Origin of the sequence: Nostoc sp. KVJ20 (assembly GCF_001712795.1) — a bacterium.
Lineage (GTDB): Bacteria > Cyanobacteriota > Cyanobacteriia > Cyanobacteriales > Nostocaceae > Nostoc.
In genome coordinates, this window is sequence record NZ_KV757750.1 from 1,052 (window position 1) to 20,739 (window position 19,688).

The 19,688-nt window shown below is 40.2% G+C and carries 12 protein-coding genes and 3 pseudogenes; 9 read left to right on the top strand and 6 right to left on the bottom strand.

What is annotated here, in order from left to right; genetic code table 11:
• Positions 1 to 442: 442 nt before the first annotated feature.
• Both A4S05_RS34430 and A4S05_RS40955 read right to left on the bottom strand, forming a co-directional pair.
• Positions 443 to 1,714: an ISAzo13 family transposase gene (locus tag A4S05_RS34430; RefSeq protein WP_069074259.1), complete on the bottom strand. Its 1,272-nt coding sequence runs from the start codon at positions 1,712 to 1,714 to the stop codon at positions 443 to 445.
• A gap of 215 nt (positions 1,715 to 1,929) precedes the next feature.
• Positions 1,930 to 2,112, bottom strand: a pseudogene (locus tag A4S05_RS40955) (transposase); the annotation flags it as partial.
• Between the two features lie 212 nt (positions 2,113 to 2,324).
• Here A4S05_RS40955 and A4S05_RS34435 point away from each other — a divergent pair.
• The 9 genes and pseudogenes from A4S05_RS34435 to hypB all read left to right on the top strand — a co-directional run bounded on the left by A4S05_RS34435 (position 2,325) and on the right by hypB (position 12,091).
• A pseudogene (locus tag A4S05_RS34435) lies at positions 2,325 to 3,565 on the top strand (ISL3 family transposase).
• Positions 3,566 to 3,574: 9 nt separating this feature from the next.
• Positions 3,575 to 3,739: pseudogene (locus A4S05_RS39700) on the top strand (ISAzo13 family transposase); the annotation flags it as partial.
• A gap of 523 nt (positions 3,740 to 4,262) precedes the next feature.
• Entirely contained in the window at positions 4,263 to 5,477 is a 1,215-nt protein-coding gene (locus A4S05_RS34445; RefSeq protein ID WP_069074261.1) for an NHL repeat-containing protein, read from the top strand.
• Positions 5,478 to 5,554: 77 nt separating this feature from the next.
• Positions 5,555 to 7,903 carry a carbamoyltransferase HypF gene (gene hypF, locus A4S05_RS34450; RefSeq protein ID WP_069074262.1) on the top strand — a complete coding sequence of 783 codons (2,349 nt, stop codon included), beginning with the start codon at positions 5,555 to 5,557 and terminating at the stop codon, positions 7,901 to 7,903.
• A gap of 65 nt (positions 7,904 to 7,968) precedes the next feature.
• Complete coding sequence (locus A4S05_RS34455) at positions 7,969 to 8,229, top strand: HypC/HybG/HupF family hydrogenase formation chaperone (protein ID WP_069074263.1); 261 nt, start codon at positions 7,969 to 7,971, stop codon at positions 8,227 to 8,229.
• A 316-nt stretch (positions 8,230 to 8,545) separates the two neighbouring features.
• Positions 8,546 to 9,727, top strand: a complete 1,182-nt coding sequence (gene hypD / locus A4S05_RS34460) for a hydrogenase formation protein HypD (RefSeq protein ID WP_069074264.1) — start codon at positions 8,546 to 8,548, stop codon at positions 9,725 to 9,727.
• Between the two features lie 86 nt (positions 9,728 to 9,813).
• Entirely contained in the window at positions 9,814 to 10,917 is a 1,104-nt protein-coding gene (gene hypE, locus A4S05_RS34465; protein WP_069074265.1) for a hydrogenase expression/formation protein HypE, read from the top strand.
• Between the two features lie 20 nt (positions 10,918 to 10,937).
• Positions 10,938 to 11,279, top strand: coding sequence for a hydrogenase maturation nickel metallochaperone HypA (hypA, locus tag A4S05_RS34470; RefSeq protein WP_069074266.1), 342 nt, complete (start codon positions 10,938 to 10,940; stop codon positions 11,277 to 11,279).
• Positions 11,270 to 12,091 carry a hydrogenase nickel incorporation protein HypB gene (gene hypB, locus A4S05_RS34475; RefSeq protein ID WP_069074267.1) on the top strand — a complete coding sequence of 274 codons (822 nt, stop codon included), beginning with the start codon at positions 11,270 to 11,272 and terminating at the stop codon, positions 12,089 to 12,091. Before hypA ends, hypB begins: the two co-directional genes overlap by 10 nt.
• A 46-nt stretch (positions 12,092 to 12,137) precedes the next feature.
• Here hypB and A4S05_RS43885 read toward each other — a convergent pair whose 3' ends face one another.
• The 4 genes from A4S05_RS43885 to A4S05_RS42790 all read right to left on the bottom strand — a co-directional run.
• Positions 12,138 to 12,272 carry a hypothetical protein gene (locus A4S05_RS43885; RefSeq protein ID WP_256091359.1) on the bottom strand — a complete coding sequence of 45 codons (135 nt, stop codon included), beginning with the start codon at positions 12,270 to 12,272 and terminating at the stop codon, positions 12,138 to 12,140.
• Positions 12,273 to 12,306: 34 nt separating this feature from the next.
• Entirely contained in the window at positions 12,307 to 14,952 is a 2,646-nt protein-coding gene (locus A4S05_RS44110; protein WP_069074268.1) for a calcium-binding protein, read from the bottom strand.
• A gap of 495 nt (positions 14,953 to 15,447) precedes the next feature.
• The gene (locus A4S05_RS34485) at positions 15,448 to 19,140 is read right to left on the bottom strand and encodes a PAS domain S-box protein (protein ID WP_069074269.1); all 3,693 of its coding nucleotides are present in this window, start codon (positions 19,138 to 19,140) and stop codon (positions 15,448 to 15,450) included.
• 347 nt (positions 19,141 to 19,487) lie between these two features.
• Positions 19,488 to 19,688 (bottom strand): hypothetical protein (locus A4S05_RS42790; protein ID WP_218108006.1); only part of this gene is annotated, 201 nt, incomplete at its 5' end.

Sequence of the window (19,688 nt, forward strand, 5' to 3'; positions counted from 1 at the left end):
AAAGTTTTTGTAGTCTACGATACTGTTTAATACCCCAAGGCAATGAATCTGTGACTCGTTCCTAAGCCAACACATAACTAAGGGTGAGAACACCAAGGAACAGAACCTTGAAAATCTCCTAACGAAACCTGGGACAAAGGTGAAAGCCCTCTCCTACAAGGATAGTAGCTACTCCTAACCTCAGGGCAAACGCATCTAAATATTGACAAGTCTGAATCAGAGTGGGATTTAGCGTAACCCTTATTAAATAAGGATTTTAGTAAATTAAATTCTCACTTTTATAGTAATGATAATCATTATGGTGAGAGAGTTGGAGATAGCCGACGGTTGCCTGTCAAGGAACATGGTATGTTACTTCAAAAGCCCCGAAAAAGCAGAACCATATATGCGGATACTGTGGATTAAAATTCGCAGATAATGCATGTGCCTTTCTCTATTAATCTCAAAAAGTGTGTTCGCCTTTATTATTAAAGCAAGACGATAATTCTAAATAAGTCGGAGGTAAAAATCGGTAGTTCCAGTCATTATGGAATTTAATTTTTTCTAGGTGGACTCTTGACAATTCTTTGTCATTAATATCTATATCTATCTGGCATTTATTTTCATCTTTTGGAGTACTAATTACTAGTTCTTCATTGGTGGTAACAGTACTAATTAAATTAATAGCTACTTCTTTAATGGTTAGTGGTCTACCTCTCCAGTTTTCTGTAATCAGACAGAACATACGATGTTCTATGTTGTTCCACTTACTTGTAGCAGGCGGAAAATGTGCAAACTGAATGATAAGTCCAATTTCGTTAGCAAGTTTCTGGAGTTGGGCCTTCCATAACTGCAAGCAATACTCATCACGCTCACTACAGTCTGCTGTAATAAACAATTCTGTAGCATTTTTGTAAGTTTTTTTACCCATATCTTGCCACCATCGACGAATTGACTCAACAGTGACCTCTACAGTGGCATTATTAATGCCCACATTTACCCATCCCTGGCTTGTAGTCAAATCATAAGCTTCATACGGTAGAGTATTTAAGAGTTTTTGATATTCGGGAAAATAATCAGTATTAGCCTTGATAAACTGTTTTTTAGATTGACATTCTTCTACATCTTCCTTCAAATTTTTAATCACTTCTTTTTTCTTGATTACAAGTGAAATTATCAGTTGTCCACGGGCTTGAAAATTCTGCACTTGATCATAAATATATTGAAGTTGAATGTTTCGATCATAGTTAGAAGATCGTTCTTTAGTTTTACAGTTTTTTTGTAGACTGTAGCCCAGTTCACACAATAAATAAGCAACTTTTCTAGCGCTGATAACATGACCCTTAGTTCGCAATTTTTCAGCTATTTTTGTGGTGCTTTCACAAGTCCAACGTAGAGGTGGATCTGAATTTCCACAACTTACTGGTTGAATTAATAATTCCAGGTCTGGAATTAAGGTTTGGTCAGTGTCTAGCAGACGCTTTCTACCACCTCCTTTACATCGAACTTTCTCCTGAAATTGAGTATGTTTGATTTGAGTATCTGGCTCAATTTCAAGTTCACGGATTCCGACACGAATCGTTTTTGGTGACAGACCTGTTGCTTGAGAAACTTGCGTAATCCCACCTCTTCCGAATGCAATAGCTTCTGCGGCAGCCCACAGACGTATTGATCTCTCATTCAGATGAGGATAAAGGGAATCAAATTTAGCTTTGAGAAACTCTTTTGCTGACATACAGCAATCCTAATATATTAAACAGTTATAAATTTATCAGAGATTGTTTAAGATTTTATGCAATTTTTGTCAGTAATAGGTTAAATTATCCTTTTTTCAAGGGTGTTGCGAAAAGCATTCGTGAAAGGTTAAGAAGGGTTTATCCCAAATTGCACCCCGAATTGCACTAAGAAAAGCTCTAAGAAGATGTTTTAAAAGTCAGAGTCAGCTAAAAATTATGCAAGCCGTCGAACCGTGATACGAATCATGGCAACATAAATGAATGTCTCCGAAGTTTCGGGTAGTCTTTCATAATCTTTACTTAAACGCCGACACCAATTCAGCCAGCCAAAGGTGCGATCAACAACCCAACGCTTGGGTAAATGGACAAAACCCCTTTTCTCCAAAGGTCTAAGAACAATTGCCACAATCCACCGAAACGTATCCATTACCCAACGCATAAATTCTGGATCTTCTGTACTTGCTATGCCAAACTATTAGCTGTATATGTTAAATACTTTTAAAAAGGGTATCAGTAAATAGCTGGAACTGTTGCAAAGGTTGACATATAAATAACATTTACTATTAACTATAAATACAGTGAAGAGTATTTTTAGATAAGTTCAGAGTTATGACTGGTAAAAGAGGTATTAAAATTTTAACAGAGCTTCTTGATTTAAGCGGTGTGAAAGTTATATCACATCGTCTTTATGTTGGAATTGGGATGATTTTACAAGTTGAACAAGAAAAGTCGTTTAGTACCTGCCCTAGATGTGGCACAACCAGCCATAAATTACATCAAAACCATAGATATATTATTAAAGACCTGCCTTTTGGAGAAAAAGAAGTATTTTTAGAAATTAATAGACGACAGTTTAAATGTGAACAATGTAAAAAACCTTTTAGTGAAAATTTAGATTTTGTGAAAAAGAAAAGAACTTATACAAAACGCCTAGCAAATAAGACAATACAAGAAGTTTTAGAAAATGATATTCTTAGTGTAGCATCAAAAGGTATAGTCACAAAAGACGAAATAGAAAGAATGCTCAAAGATGCATCGGAAGAATTACCAAATTTAAAACCTATAAATTTAAAAAGATTGGGAATTGATGAAATAGCCTTAAAAAAAGGACATGGTAATTACTGCGCTGTATTAGTTGATTTAGATCAAGGCAAATTAGTTACAATCTTAAGTGGGCGAACACAAGAAATAATCAAGCAAACCTTTGTAGAGTGGGGAACAGAGATTCTAGGAAATATAGAAAAAGTCAGTATAGATTTGTGGAATGGCTATAAAAAAATAGTAACAGAATTAATGCCAAATGCCCAAGTAGTAGCCGATAGATTTCACGTAATGGCACAGATTAATAAAGAATTAGATACACAAAAAAAAGAGAAAAATGCAAAGGATAAGATTTAATTAAGAAAGCAAATGCCACAGAAAAATCTAAGTATGAAGAAATATTAGCAGGATTAAAAAATAGTAAACACCCCTTGCTTAAGAATGAAGATAAATTAAATGAGGAGCAATTGAATCAACTGATTAAGCTGAAAAATGTATCGCCTATTTTGAAGGAAATTCACGAATTGAAAGAAAAGATTAGGAAAATTTTCAATAACGCAAAGGATTGGTACTCAGCAACTTTTAGACTAGGTATTTGGTTATCAAAAGCTAAGAAATACTTCCCAAATAGTAACAATACTATTATTCGTTGGTTTAGTGAAATTATCGCTTACTTTGATAATAGGACAACCAGTGGCACTGTGGAAGGAATTAATAACAAGCTCAAGCTGATTAAACGTTCAGGGTATGGATTTAGAAACTTTGAAAATTTCAGAATTAGATGCGTATTAAACTGGCATTTGATTTAATAGTTTAGCATAACAAGTATCGAAGATCCAACTGTGTCTCAATTAAAGGGTGCAGCAAAGCGCAAATTTATGGCACAGACAGTTCAGGGCTTAGGTTTAGGAGGGCAAAGGCTTGCACAATCAGAATTAGGATGGAATAGAGACACAATTCGCAAAGGAGTAAGAGAATTAAGGCTCATTGATTCGTCTGATGGTAAAACGAATGACAGTTTAATCTTTTGTTTACGAATCAGCTCTTAATACTTCACCCATCAATAATTTCGCCACCACTCTACTGAGTTTCATTTTAGTGTTTTGTGTAAGCAAATAGACATACAATCCGGTTCGGATAAGGTTTTTTGATGACACGCAACCAATCGCAAAGACGCGATAAGTCGCCGTCTTGACAAGAATCAGTCCTTTGTAGAGACGGCGATTTATCGCGTCTCTTGCCTTAGGCGAACCGTATTGAATAGACATATTGCTTTCTCATTTCAGTAGATTCAGCAAGCAAATAGACATATTGCTTTCTCATTTCGGTGTTTTCCGCAAGCAAATAGACATATTTATTTTTTATTCTGAATTCTGAACAGAATTTGTTTTATTCCAGGGAACGCATCTGATTTGTTGATAAAAACATAATGCAAATTTGTTACTGTTGTTACATGCTAATAAACATTAATGTTTTTAAATAATTAACAGTGTCTATCTGCGGTTTATGGATATCCCAATCATAATTAATCCCATATCACAATTACCGTCAGAAGCAACAGAAATCTTTCAAGATTTACCTCTATCATCTCAGGGTGCAGAGGTAATTTTAGGCAACATTATTGAACCGCAGCAATTAGTTATACCTGTAGCACCAAGTTCTATAGAAATGTTTGGGCCTCGTGGTGCTTGTTTGTTATCAGAAACTGGCCCTTTGTGGGTATCAGATACAGGACATCATCGGTTATTGGGATGGCGAAATTTACCTACTAGAGATAGTCAATCGGCTGATTGGGTAATTGGACAACCTGACTTTTATCATGAAGGACAAAATGCTAAAGGTACACCGGGAAGCGCAACTTTAAGTGTACCAACTGGGATTTGTGCTTGTGGCGAAGGATTAGCTGTAGCAGATGCTTGGAATCATCGGGTTTTGATTTGGAAAAACTTACCAGAAGATAACAATGTTCCAGCAGATTTAGTGTTAGGACAAGCTAATTTTATTGATAATGAACCCAATCGGGGAAGTCAACAAGCATCTGCCAGTACAATGCACTGGCCCTATGGTGTTTTTTATCATCAAGGACAGCTATTTATTGCCGATACAGGAAATCGAAGAGTATTGATTTGGCATCAGTTACCAACAGAAAATGGTCAACCTGCTGATTTAGTTTTGGGACAACCGGATATGATATCTCGCAATGAAAACGGCGGTGCTTCTGCAACCGCAGCGAGTATGCGTTGGTGTCACGATATTACCTTTTGGGGAGAGAATCTGGTTGTCAGCGATGCAGGTAATCATAGAGTGATGATTTGGCAGGGAATACCAACAGAAAACAATACCCCTTGTGCAGTGGTTTTAGGACAAAAAAGCTTTGATTTTGTGGAAATGAATCAAGGAGTTTATTTGCCAAGCGCTAGTAGTTTGAGTATGCCTTATGGTGTAGGGGTAACTGAAGATTGGTTAGTAGTTGCAGATACGGCTAATTCTCGGTTGTTAGGATGGAGAAAGCCAGAATCAATTTTATCATTGCAAGGTGTAGTGGCAGATGGGTTGGCAGGACAAATGAATTTTCAAAGTAAAGGTGAAAATCGGAATTTTGGGCTGCCGAAACGAGATAGCTTAAATTGGTGTTATGGCATAAAAATTTGTGGGAATACGGCGGTAATAGCTGATTCTGGAAATAATCGAATATTGCTGTGGCAGATTAATAATTCGTAATGACGCTCGTTCCTCGCTACCGCTACGCTAACGTAATTTGTAATTTGTAATTTATAATTTTTGAAAGTCAAAATTATATGGCGAATGAAGAAATTAGAGTTCGCGGTACTGTTCAGGGAGTAGGATTTCGCCCTACTGTATATCGTCTGGCTAAAGCTTACGGTTTATGTGGAGATGTTTGTAATGATGGTGAAGGTGTATTAATTCGGGTATCTGGTAGTGAGGAAGCATTAACAGAATTTGTTGCCAGATTGCAAACAGAGTGTCCACCATTAGCAAAAATTAATGAACTAACTCGAACTCCTTACAAAGGTGAATTTAACTTTAATAATTTTGTGATTTCTAGTAGTGTTAATAGTGCAATTAAAACAGAAGTTGTTCCTGATGCAGCCACTTGTCCGGAGTGTCAACAAGAAATATTCGACCCTTTTAGCCGCTTTTATCGCTACCCATTTACTAACTGCACTCATTGCGGCCCACGCCTAAGTATTATTCGTGCCATTCCTTATGACAGATGCAATACCAGTATGTCTGCGTTTGTTATGTGTCCCGAATGTGGAAAGGAATACCACGATGTCGAAAACCGTCGTTTTCACGCCCAACCTGTAGCTTGTTATACTTGCGGCCCTACAGCTTGGTTAGAACGTGCTGATGGGAAATCGGTTACTGCTTCTATGTTTTCGATGTTGGATGATGTCGATGCTGTTTGTAGCTTATTGCAAAAGGGAGAAATTGTAGCAATTAAAGGGTTAGGTGGTATTCATCTGGCTTGCGATGCAACACAGGAAACTGTTGTACAAAAACTGCGTCAGCGTAAAAAGCGCTATCATAAACCCTTGGCTTTAATGGCGCGAGATATTGAGATAATTGAACAATATTGTATTGTCAACGCCAAAGAAAAAGAATTATTGACAAGTTCCGCCGCACCAATTGTTTTATTACAAGTGACAGGTAAAAAAGTAGTAGCACCATCGGTAGCATCTGGGCAAAATATCCTTGGCTTCATGTTACCTTATACGCCCTTACATCATTTGATTTTGCGGCGGATGAATCGCCCAATAGTTCTAACAAGTGGCAATCTTGCTGATGAACCACAATGTATTGATAACGACGAAGCAAGAGAGAAATTAGGGAAAATAGCTGATTACCTTCTCTTCCACAATCGAGAGATTATTAATCGGGTAGATGATTCGGTTGTGCGTGTTATCGGTGATAAAGTTCAAACAATTCGCCGTGCTAGAGGATATGCACCAACACCAATTAGTTTACCACCAGGATTTCACAAAATACCGCAAATTTTAGCAATGGGTAGTGAGTTAAAAAATACCTTTTGCTTATTGCGGGAAGGAGAAGCAATTCTCTCTCAACATCTGGGAGATTTAGAAAATGCTGCGGCTTTCAATACTTATCAAGAGACTTTAAATTTATACTTAAATTTATTTGAGCATAAACCAGAAGTAATCGCTATTGATAAACATCCTGAATATCTCTCAAGCAAATTTGGTAAAGAACTTGCAGAAACCAATCAAATCAAAATTCATCACATCCAACATCATCACGCCCATATCGCCGCTTGCATGGCAGAAAATGGGATTCCTTTAGATTCCCCTCCAGTATTAGGCATTGCTTTAGATGGTTTAGGTTACGGCGACGATAGTACACTCTGGGGTGGAGAATTTCTTTTAGCAGATTACCGGAAATTTAAACGCCTAGCAACATTTAAACCAGTAGCAATGCTTGGTGGTGAACAAGCTATTTATCAGCCTTGGCGTAATACATATACCCAATTAGTAGCGGCTAACCTTTGGGATGATTGCGAACAAAAATATACTGATTTAGAAATAGTTCAATTTTTGAAAAACAAACCACTCAAACTACTCAATCAACTAATAGATAAAGGGATTAACTCTCCTCTAGCTTCCTCAGTGGGGCGATTGTTCGATGCGGTGGCGGCGGCTATCGGTATTTATAGAGATGAATGTAGCTATGAAGGACAAGCTGCGATCGCAATGGAAGCTATAGTAGATGTTAGTAGCTTAAATAATGATAAAGAAACGCTAATATATCCTTTTAGTTTTAGCTTTTCAGATAGTATTTATTGTATAGACCCGCGTCCCATGTGGCAAGCTTTGCTCGATGACTTGCAGCAACAGATTCCACAATCAGTTATAGCTGCTAAATTTCACAAAGGTTTAGCAAATGCGATTGTAGAAATGGTTAAGCATCTTAGTCAAGAAAATCTGATTAATCAGATAGCCCTAACAGGAGGCGTATTTCAAAATTGTATATTGTTAGACCAAGTTACTAAAGGATTACAAGCATTGGGAATAAAAGTACTTACTCACAGCTTAGTTCCAGCTAATGATGGCGGGTTATCTCTAGGACAAGCAGTTATTACAGCCGCACAATTAATACATGAGTGTTGATAGTTGACAAACTTTTGTTTAGAAATAATTTCTTCTGCGGTTAGTTTATCTTGACAAATAAAAAAATGTGTTTAGGAATCCCCGGACAAATTATAGAAATTACCAATGCTAACCATAAATTAGCGATAGTTGACATTGGTGGTGTTAAACGCGAGGTAAATATTGCTTGTATCGTAGATGAACAACATCCCGCCGAAGCTTGTATTGGCGATTGGGTACTAGTACACGTTGGCTTTGCGATGAATCGAATCAACGAACAAGAAGCGGCGGAAACTTTACAACTATTCCAAGAATTAGCAGCAGCACAAGTAGGGAATAGGGAATAGGGAATAGGGAATAGGGTTTAAACTTTATTGGTATATGGCTTTATTCTTAAATTTTGTACCTGATTTACCTAGAATCTGCTATAAACAATAGACCTTTTTTGTGTCAAGAGGCAAAGAAAGGCAGAGAAAGCAGTTTGTTAAAAAAACTTCCTACCACAAAAGCGAAATTAACTGATATAGGACTCATATTTGATTTCTGAAAAAACTCAGTACAACTAAGAAGCCTTCTTGCCTATTGCCTATTGCCTGTCTACGCAAATTCGTTCAGAAATCAAAGCGGATTCCTATAGATAAAACTCACTACTCTTCACTTCCTATGAAATATGTTGACGAATTCCGCGAACCGGAAAAAGCTGAAGCGATACGCCGCGAAATCGCCAAATTATGCCGCCAGCTAGAAAAACCTATCAAAATTATGGAAGTATGTGGCGGACATACCCACTCTATATTTAAATATGGTATCGAAGAAATTTTACCCGAAGCTATTGAACTAATTCATGGGCCTGGTTGTCCAGTATGCGTGATGCCAAAGGGGAGATTAGATGATGCGATCGCAATCTCTCAAAATCATAACGTCATTTTTGCCACCTTTGGCGACGCAATGAGAGTTCCCGGTTCCAAAACCACATTACTGCAAGCTAGGGCACAAGGTGCAGACATCCGTATGGTGTACTCTCCCTTAGACAGTCTACAAATTGCCAGAGATAACCCCAACAAAGAAGTAGTATTCTTCGCTTTAGGCTTTGAAACCACAGCCCCCAGCACCGCCTTCACCATTCTGCAAGCAGCAGCCGAAGAAATTCATAACTTTAGTCTGTTTTCCAATCACGTTCTCGTGATTCCCGCCCTCAAAACACTACTAGATAATCCCGACTTACAACTAGATGGATTTGTTGGCCCTGGCCATGTCAGCATGGTAATTGGCACTGACCCATACCAATTTATTTCCCAACAATATAATAAGCCAATAGTCGTCTCAGGATTTGAACCCTTAGATATTCTCCAATCAATTTGGATGCTATTGCAACAGCTAGTAGAAAATCGTTGCGAAGTTGAAAATCAATATAACCGAATTGTCGAAAAATCTGGAAATAGAGTAGCCCTGCAAGCCATAAATAAAGTTTTCGCCGTCCGAGATAGTTTTGATTGGCGTGGCTTAGGTGACATCCCTTATTCAGGATTACAAATTCAACCTGAATATGCCCAATTCGATGCCGAACTTAAATTTACCATTCCTAATCTCAAAGTAGCCGACCATAAAGCCTGTAAATGTGGAGAAATCCTTAAAGGAGTCTTAAAACCTTGGGAGTGCAAAGTATTTGGTACAGCTTGCACACCAGAAACACCAATTGGAACTTGCATGGTATCTTCCGAAGGTGCTTGTGCAGCCTATTACAAATACGGGCGACTTTCCACCATTGCCAAAAGAACAATCGCCCAAAAACCAAAAATAACTCAAGAACCTCTCCCCGCCTGCGGCTTCTCTTCAGACTTATAACACTCAGCGTACCTCTGCGCTTCCCAGCCTGCGGCAAGCCGCAAAAGCGTCTACTGCGTCCCTTTGCGTTTAAAAAAAAATTTAATATGAATATTTCCCCCACAAACCCAGTCCAAAATCCCCTATTCCAAAAAATAGAAAAAGTCCGTCGTCGCCAAACTAAAGTGCAAGACACTCATATAACTCTCGCACATGGCAGTGGTGGTAAAGCCATGCGCGATTTAATAGATGATATCTTTATCAGCAGTTTTGATAACCCAATTCTCTCCCAACTAGAAGACCAAGCCAGCTTCAACTTAGCCAGTCTCATGCAACAAGGAGACAGACTCGCATTTACAACAGATTCTTATGTTGTAGACCCCTTATTTTTCCCCGGTAGTGATATAGGAGAATTAGCCGTTAACGGCACAGTTAATGATTTAGCAGTCAGCGGTGCTAAACCTTTATATCTAACTTGTAGCGTAATTTTAGAAGAAGGATTACCTGTAGAAACCTTACGCCGTGTCGCAAACAGCATGAAAGCAGCCGCAGAAAAAGCTGGTGTTAAAATTGTCACTGGTGACACAAAAGTTGTACATCGTGGTGCTGCCGATAAACTCTTTATTAATACTGCTGGTATTGGTATCATCCCACGAGGAATTAGCATTTCCGCCCATAATATTAAACCTGGAGATGCCGTAATAATTAATGGTGAAATAGGCAATCATGGGACAGCAATTTTAATTGCCCGTGGGGAATTAGCCTTAGAAACTACTATTGAAAGTGACTGTCAGCCGTTGCATAATTTAGTAGAAACTATTCTCCAAGTATGTCCACAAGTTCATGCTATGCGAGATGCTACACGCGGTGGGTTAGCTACAGTATTAAATGAATTTGCCCTCAGTTCAAATGTGGGAATTCGTCTTTACGAAGAATCTATACCAGTGCGTGAAGAAGTCAACGGAGTTTGCGAAATTCTCGGTTTAGACCCATTATATTTAGCTAATGAAGGTAAGTTAGTTGTAGTGGTTCCAAAAGAGAATGCTGACAACGTTTTATCAGCTATGAAATCTCACCCAGCAGGGAAAGATGCTTGTATTATTGGCGAAGTTATTACCTCACCCCCAGGTATTGTATTGTTAAAAACAGTTTTTGGTGCTGAAAGAATTGTTGATATGTTGGTAGGCGACCAATTGCCACGAATTTGTTAATATTTAATAGATTTTATAGTATGCACGAACTCGGAATCACCCAAAATATTGTGGCAATTGTGACTGAAAATGCCAAAGGCGCAAAAGTGCAGCGAGTTTTATTAGAAATTGGCAAACTTTCAGCCATCATGCCCGACGCTATCCGATTTTGTTTTGATATTTGCACTCAAGGTACAGTTTTAGAAGGGGCGACATTAGAAATTTTAGAAATTCCCGGTTTATGGAGATGTCGGCAATGTGGTGCAGAAATTAATTTAGATAAACCATTTGGAATCTGTAACTGCGGTAGCGTGGAATTAGATTTAATTACTGGCGAAGAACTTAAAATTAAAGAAATAGAAATAGAGGAATTATGTGTGTAACCTGTGGTTGTTCTGATGATGGCGAAGCTAAAATTACCAATTTAGAAACAGATGAAACTGAACATAACCATCATCACCATACTCACACTCTCCCAGATGGTACTGTCATTACTCATTCCCATAGTCACGACACTCATATAGAAGCGCCTCAAATTCATGCCAAAATACACAACACAACGATATCTTTAGAACAGGATATATTGGCAAAGAATAACCTGCTAGCTGCCCAAAATCGCGGATGGTTTAAAGGTCGAAATATTCTCGCCTTAAATTTAATGAGTTCTCCCGGTGCAGGTAAAACAACTCTTTTGACGCGAACCATCAATGATTTAAAGCAGCAATTATCTATTAGTGTCATTGAAGGCGACCAAGAAACTGCTAATGATGCCAAAAAAATTAAAGAAACAGGTTCTAAAGTCATCCAAATAAATACCGGAACAGGCTGTCATTTAGATGCATCAATGATAGACAAGGGTTTACAACAACTGAATCCACCACTGAATTCAGTTGTGATGATTGAAAATGTGGGAAATTTGGTTTGTCCAGCCTTATTTGATTTGGGAGAAAATGCAAAAGTCGTGATTCTCTCCGTCACAGAAGGAGAAGATAAGCCGCTAAAATACCCACATATATTCCGTGCTAGTGATGTAATGATTATCACTAAAATTGATTTATTGCCTTATGTAGATTTTGATGTTCAAAAATGCATAGAATATGCTGTACAGGTGAATCCCCAAATTCAGATTTTTCAGGTTTCCGCAACTACTGGTGTAGGTTTAGATAATTGGTATAAATGGATAACTAAAAATTAAGGTAAGAAAGGCGATAAATCGCTGTCAAAACGAAAGACTGATTATTTTAGAGACGGCGATTTATCGCGTCTTTTTGATGATTTATCCGAACCGTATTGAAAGCGATCGCACCATACCTACCATTGAAAAAATTACACCCGGAAATTATTTTCAGTTCCGGGTGTAAGTTTGTCGGCTTCAAATTATGAACTTGTCAGACTCATTTCTCCAAAATTCTAGATCAGCTGGATGTCTAAGCTAACCGCGAAATTACTAGGCTTATTCTCAAGAGTCGCAAATTGAGTTCCTTGGAATAACAACGCACCAGTCGCGTCATTGTAGCTGAAACCACTGAAGTCAGTAATACCAAATCCAATTTTAGAAATCTGAATCTTATCACCTTCCACTCGACTGAAGTCCTTGATAACGTCAAGTCCTTCAAGCTTAGAATTGAAAACAAACTGATCTGCGCCAGTACCACCAGTGAGAATATCACTGCCAACTCCGCCAACCAGAAGATCGTTGCCAGCACCAGCAATCAGCTGGTCATTACCAGCGCCACCAGTGAGGATATCATTGCCAGCAGCACCACGCAGGACATCGGCGTATTGTGAACCAGTAAGTTCAAATCGCTCAATATTGCTGTAGCTGAGTACGGGATTCCCACTCAAACGGCTGAAAATGGCATTCTGTCCATTGAATCCGACATCAACACCAGCCCCATTGCTCAATTTGCTGTAGTCTGCAACTAGAGTATCAGTGCCAGCACCACCATCAACAATACCATCGGTGTCAGTTATTCTGTCGTTGCCATCGCCACCGTTGAGCGTATCATTGCCAACACCACCAAACATTAGGTCATCGCCAGCACCGCCATTGAAGATGTCATTGCCAGTACCACCACGTAGGACATCGGCGTATTGAGTGCCTGTAATTTCAAATCGCTCAATATTGCTGTAGTTGAGTACAGGATTTCCAGTCAAGCGGCTGAAGATGGCATTCTGTCCATTAAAACCGACATCAACACCAGCCCCACTATTCAACTGGCTATAGTCTGCAACTAGAGTATCAGTACCAGCACCACCATTGACAATACCATCTGTGTCAGATATTCTATCGTTGCCATCGCCACCGTTGAGCGTATCATAGCCAGCACCACCAAAAATCTGGTCATCACCAGCGCCACCATTGAGGATGTCATTGCCAGCAGTACCACGCAGAACATCGGCGTATTGAGTGCCTGTAATTTCAAATCGCTCAATATTGCTGTAGTTGAGTACAGGATTTCCAGTCAAGCGGCTGAAGATGGCATTCTGTCCATTAAAACCGACATCAACACCAGCCCCACTATTCAACTGGCTATAGTCTGCAACTAAAGTATCAGTACCAGCACCACCATTGACAATACCATCTGTGTCAGATATTCTATCGTTGCCATCGCCACCGTTGAGCGTATCATAGCCAGCACCACCAAAAATCTGGTCATCACCAGCGCCACCATTGAGGATGTCATTGCTAGCAGTACCACGTAGTACATCGGCGTATTGAGTGCCTGTAATTTCAAATCGCTCAATATTGCTGTAGTTGAGTACAGAATTTCCAGTCAAGCGGCTGAAGATGCCATTCTGTCCATTAAAACCGACATCAATACCAGCCCCATTATTCAACTGGCTGTAGTCTGCAACTAGAGTATCAGTGCCATCGCCACCGTTGAGCGTATCATTGCCAGCACCAGCAATCAGCACGTCATTGCCAGCACCGCCATTAAGAATATCATTGCCAGCAGTACCACGCAGGACATCGGTGTATTGTGTGCCTGTAATTTCAAATCGCTCAATATTGCTGTAGTTGAGTACAGGGTTCCCAGTATAGCGGCTGAAGATAGAATTTTTACCCTGGTATGCCACTTCAATACCAGCCCCATTATTCAACTGGCTGTAGTCTGCAACTAAAGTATCAGTGCCAGCACCGCCATCAACAATACCATCGGTGTCAGTTATTCTGTCGTTGCCATCGCCACCGTTGAGCGTATCATAGCCAGCACCACCAAAAATTAGGTCATCACCAGCGCCGCCATTGAAGATGTCATTGCCAGTACCACCACGCAGGACATCGGCGTATTGTGAACCAGTAATTTCAAATCGCTCAATATTGCTGTAGTTGAGTACCGGATTTCCGGTAAAGCGGCTGTAGATGGCATTTTGACCCTGGTATGCTACATCAATACCAGCCCCATTATTCAACTGGCTGTAGTCTGCAACTAAAGTATCAGTGCCAGCACCACCATCAACAATACCATCTGTGTCATATATTCTGTCGTTGCCATCTCCACCGTTGAGCGTATCATAGCTAGCACCACCAAAAAGCTGGTCATCACCAGCACCACCATTAAGGATGTCATTGCCAGCATTACCACGCAGGACATCGGCGTATTTTGAACCAGTCAGTTCAAATTTCTCAATATTGCTGTAGCTGAGTAAAGTAGCAGTATTTACACGGCTGAAGATGGCATTTTGTCCATTAAATCCCGCATCAACACCAGCACCATTATTCAACTGGCTATAGTCTGCAACTAGAGTATCAGTACCAGCACCACCATCGACAATACCATCTGTGTCAGATAGTCTGTCATTGCCATCTCCGCCATACAGGCTATCAAAGCCGATTCCACCATATAGGTTATCGTTGCCAGTTCCACCATCTAGGATGTCGTTACCAGCTCCACCAAGTAGGTTGTCATTACCTTCATCGCCATAAATTTTATCGTTCTGAGATTTACCAGCTAGGTAGTCATCGCCTCCTTTTCCAGAGAGCAACCAAGGTTGTCCGTCTTCGTCAGCGATGAAAGTGTTGTTAGAATTATCACCAGTGTATGTTCCCATTTGAATTTCTCCTTAATTGTTGAAAATAATGTTTTCGATGAAGCGATAAGCCTCGTTTTAAGTCGGGAAATGTCCTGTTTTTGGGTGCTTTACCCTTTCGTTTTTCAGGACTCCTTTACTTTAGGTTTCTAGCCCGATCGCGTCGATGGAGATAAGTTATGGAAAGTTAAGGAGATAATTAAGTCGAATTTTTCTAAAAAATTAATGACTTCTCACGGGATTTGGAAAACCTCTCTCCTTTTAGAAGAGAGACTTTGAATTTTCCCCCTTCCCGCGACTAGTTGGGGGTTTGGATAAGGTTTTTTGATGACACGCCGCTAATCGCAAAGCAAAGACGCGATAAATCGCCGTCTCTACAAGGGACTGATTCTTGTAAAAACGGTGATTTATCGCGTCTCTTGCCTTAATCGAACCGTATTGGCGGCAATGGCTGCTGGAAAAAGCGGAATGGTAGCGTAAATCGAAATTCTGTGGTCAGAATTGAGTGTAATTTGCCTATGATTGAGGATGCCCGATTACAGCAGATAAAGTAGTCAATAAATCTGTCGCTGTGTAAGGCTTAGGCAGAAACTTCTCAGCACCAACGGCAATAGCCTTTTGCTCGTTAGCGGGTAAACCACTGGTGGCAATAATCTTAATATTGGGGTTGAGCGATCGCAAAATGGAGATAGTTGTTAATCCATCCATGTTGGGCATGGACATATCTAGCAAAACTGCACTAATTCGTTCTTTATACTGGGCATACAAAGCGATCGCCTCAATGCCATCGTTAGCTACAAGGGTTTTGTAGTTATAATCTTCTAAAGTTTCCTGATTGGTTTGTTTTACTAACTCTTCATCATCAACAACTAAAATCAATTCGCCATTACCTTCAGGTAATTCTGCCTTTGTTATTGTCTCGGTTGCTTTGCCTTCTCCTCTGGGCAAAAAGACCTGAAATCGTGTCCCTTTACTTACCTGAGTTGATACTTCCACAAAACCACCGTGGTTTTTGACGATACCTAAAACTGTTGACAGTCCTAGCCCTGTACCTTTACCAACTTCTTTAGTTGTAAAAAAGGGATCAAATATGCGCTCTAAGAATTCTGGAGGGATTCCCGTCCCTGTATCTGAGACGGTAACAACGATGTAGCCTCCTGCTTTCGCGTCCAGGCGCATTCGGGCGTTTGTTTCGTCAAGCATCCGGTTTTCGGCATTAATTGTGAGTATACCCTCATTGGGCATAGCGTCACGGGCATTGACTGCCAAGTTCATAAATACCTGTTCTAGTTGAGTGGGATCGGCTTGCACCATCCATAATGTGTTTATGGGAATGTCATTAACAATTTCAATAGATTTAGGAAATGTCTGTTTGATGACTTTGACCAATTCTTGGAGCAAATGCCCAGGTTGCAACAAGATGCGCTTCCCTTCTGTACCACGGGTAAAGGCGAGAATTTGTTTAACTAAGTTCGCTCCACGCTGTGAGCTATTTTCTAGTGTTTTGAACAGTTCTTGAGTCCGCGCATCCACATTTTTGCATCTCAAAGGCAGCAATTGGGCAATCATGATTATGGGAGCAAAGACGTTGTTGAGGTCGTGAGTAATGCCACTGGCTAGAATTCCTACACTCTCCAAGCGTTGAGCGCGGTAAAATTGTTGCTCTAGTTGTTTTTTCTCGGTGATGTCGGTGTTGACTGATAAGATAGATTGGCTTTGTCCGAATTGATTGTGTACCAGTGTCCACCGACTAGCAACGATAATTTTTCTCCCAGTTTTGGTGGTTTTTTCTAACTCCCCTTGCCAAGAACCTTGTTCAAGAGTGGTTTTTACACCAGCTTCCATTTGAGATAAGGATTTTACCTGGAAAAGTTCATGGGCTAATTTCCCTATGCTTTCCTCTGCTGTCCAACCGTATAAGTTTTCAGCACCTCGACTCCAGAACAGAATGCGGTTTTCTAAATCGCGGACAAAAATGGCATCGGTAGCAATATCAATTAAAGCTGCTTGTTCGGCAATTTTCTGTTCGGCCAACTTGCGATCGCTAATATTACGGCTGACGGCTGCTAGACCAATTAGCTGGTCGTTCATGTCTTTGACGCAAGAAACGCTGTAAACCATCCATAATGCTTCTCCCGTCTGGAAATGACGGAAACGAATTTCTAATTCCGCCCGTCCCTCACGCAAAACACGCGGGAAAAATTCATTGATGATAAAGTCCTGATCTTCGGGAAAGAAAAATTCCCTGACTGACGTTTCCCTATATTGCTGAGTGTCATTCAGCCCGACTAGTTCCATACCCGCCCGGTTCAAATAGAATGGCACAAAATTCATATCGCACATACCGATAAATTCTGTGCTGTTATCAATCAGAGAAACAAATTTACGGATTTCAAGTTCCGCTTGTTTGCGCTCGGTGATATCTATATTCACCCCGATCATCTGGAGTGGCTTATTGGTGGTGTCATCATACAATACTTGACCCTTGCATACTGACCAACCAACTGTGCCATCTGGGTAAATAAACCGGAATTCGAGATTATGGGGTACTTGCTGGTCAATTGCTCGCAAAACTGATTGATGCAACAATTCGCGGTCTTCAGGGTGGACAATGAGATTTGAAAAATTTTCATAGCTGACATCAAAGGTATCAGGAGTTAGACCAAATAAAGTAAACAAACTCTCAGACCAGATAACCTGATTGGTTTTCAGATTCCATTCCCAAGTGCCAATGTTACCAACACTAAGCGCCAGTTGTAACCGTTGCTCACTTTCTCTGAGGGTTTCCTCAGCTTGTTTATGATCGCGTAGCGCGGCTTGGCGATCGCTCACATCCCGCAGTATTGCAAGATGACGATGTGGTATAAAATTGGCAACCGCCGCAAATTCAGTTTCTCGCACTGTGCCATCGGGACAATATAAGGTGAACTCACCCAACATTTGTCCTTGTTCGTAGAACTCTTGCCAAGCTTGGGTAAAATCAAATTCGGGTGCTGCAAAATCCGCGATTGTGGAACCTAACAGTTCTTCCTTAGATACACCAAATAGCTTACAGGCTGCTGGATTGACCTCTATATAGCGCCCCTCGTCATCGGCAATAGCGATCGCATCAAGAGCATAATCAAAAAGAGCTTTCCACTGATGTTCACGCTGCTGGAGTGCTATTTCAGTCTGTTTGCGCTCCTCAATTTCCCGTTTCAAACGTACATTTGCTTGCAGTAGTTCAGCTGTACGCTCTGCCACTCGTAACTCTAATTCTTGTTGAGCTTGGCGACGTTGTTTAACTTCCTGTTCTAACTGCTGGTTGCATTGCCTAAGTTTAACTGTTTGTTCCTCAACTTTTGCTTGCAAAACTTGAATTACCCTGTCTATTTCTAGGGGATCAAGCACTTGCAGGAGATTAGTTTGTGTCACCAGTCCTTGCAATTCGCTTTGTTCTCCAACTACAGTTAATCGCCGCACCCTTCGCTCTTGCATCAACTGGTGAACAGTCCATAAACATTCAGTGGGAGTGATGCTTAATACAGGGGTACTCATCACATCTTGCGCCTGGGTTTGGGCTATATCTAATCCCTGTAAATGGAATTTAATAATATCTTTTTCAGTGATCATCCCTACCGGGATCAATTTCGTCTTCTGTTGGGCGACAATTACCACACAACTGATCTGGCGATCGCTCATAATTTGAGACAACTCCAGCACAGATGTAGTTGGGAAAGCATGAATAACTTCAGTTACCATTACTTCCGTCACACATTGCAATTTCAACAGGTGAACTGGTTGGATAACCTGACGAATTCTGTCTTGGGTAATTAAGCCTACCAATTGTCCAAGATCATCTACTACAGGTAGATGGCGAATACAATGTTGACGCATGAAAGATAAAGCTGTGAGGGCATTTTGAGCCTGAGCCAACCCCAGGCTGATGACTGGTTGTGTCATCACCTCTGAGATTTTGACACTGGATAAATCTTTGCCCATCCCAGTCAGGCGGATTACATCCCGTAGAGTTAATATACCGATTAAGTTTGTTTCTTCAACTACTAAAACACAACTACTAAAATCAAAGTTAGACTCTACTATACTGCTGTTTACCCTATTCATTAGAGCAATAACATCAATAAGTGGGGTATCAGGTAATACAGTTAAAGGAGAACGTTCAACTATCTGCTCTAAAGTAGGTAAATCCACAGGAGAAAGTGATCGCATTAGTTCAATCTGTTGGTTAAAGCAATTAAAGAATTGATTTCAAAAATCAGAGAACAACAAAATAAGCTTAAAAATTTAGGACTTACGCACTGTACAACTTAATCATGGTATGCATATACGAAAATGGGTCGTTTCAGCCTTTTATTAATCGTTCTTCGATGGTCATCTGTAGGGGTAAAACACATTGCTCATTGGTGTCAACTTAATGCGAAACCGCACGTCTGCCAGGGATTGTAAATCCCTGTCTCATAGCTAAAGTCCTCTGAAGAGGACTAGATATCCCCAAAAATATTCAGTCTACTTCAGTAGACTTTAGCTATGAGCCAGAGAATTCATTCTCTGGCGGGTTATGAAGCCCGCAGCGAAGCTATTTTTGGCTTAAGTTGACACCAATGTTCATGAATTGTCCCTACATGAAAATCAGTGTTTCGGCTATTGTTTGCGTAAGTCCTGAGAATAAAAAACCAAAGAGTTAGGATTAGGGAATCAAAGGGAACAATATATACGGAAACATCACATCTATTCATGAAGTCTTTACCATAATCATT

Coding starts and splice junctions, on each gene's coding strand:
- A4S05_RS34430 (WP_069074259.1), bottom strand. CDS start 1,714: ATGTCAGCAAAAGAGTTTCTCAAAGCTAAATTTGATTCCCTTTATCCT.
- A4S05_RS34445 (WP_069074261.1), top strand. CDS start 4,263: ATGGATATCCCAATCATAATTAATCCCATATCACAATTACCGTCAGAA.
- hypF (WP_069074262.1), top strand. CDS start 5,555: ATGGCGAATGAAGAAATTAGAGTTCGCGGTACTGTTCAGGGAGTAGGA.
- A4S05_RS34455 (WP_069074263.1), top strand. CDS start 7,969: ATGTGTTTAGGAATCCCCGGACAAATTATAGAAATTACCAATGCTAAC.
- hypD (WP_069074264.1), top strand. CDS start 8,546: ATGAAATATGTTGACGAATTCCGCGAACCGGAAAAAGCTGAAGCGATA.
- hypE (WP_069074265.1), top strand. CDS start 9,814: ATGAATATTTCCCCCACAAACCCAGTCCAAAATCCCCTATTCCAAAAA.
- hypA (WP_069074266.1), top strand. CDS start 10,938: ATGCACGAACTCGGAATCACCCAAAATATTGTGGCAATTGTGACTGAA.
- hypB (WP_069074267.1), top strand. CDS start 11,270: ATGTGTGTAACCTGTGGTTGTTCTGATGATGGCGAAGCTAAAATTACC.
- A4S05_RS44110 (WP_069074268.1), bottom strand. CDS start 14,952: ATGGGAACATACACTGGTGATAATTCTAACAACACTTTCATCGCTGAC.
- A4S05_RS34485 (WP_069074269.1), bottom strand. CDS start 19,140: ATGCGATCACTTTCTCCTGTGGATTTACCTACTTTAGAGCAGATAGTT.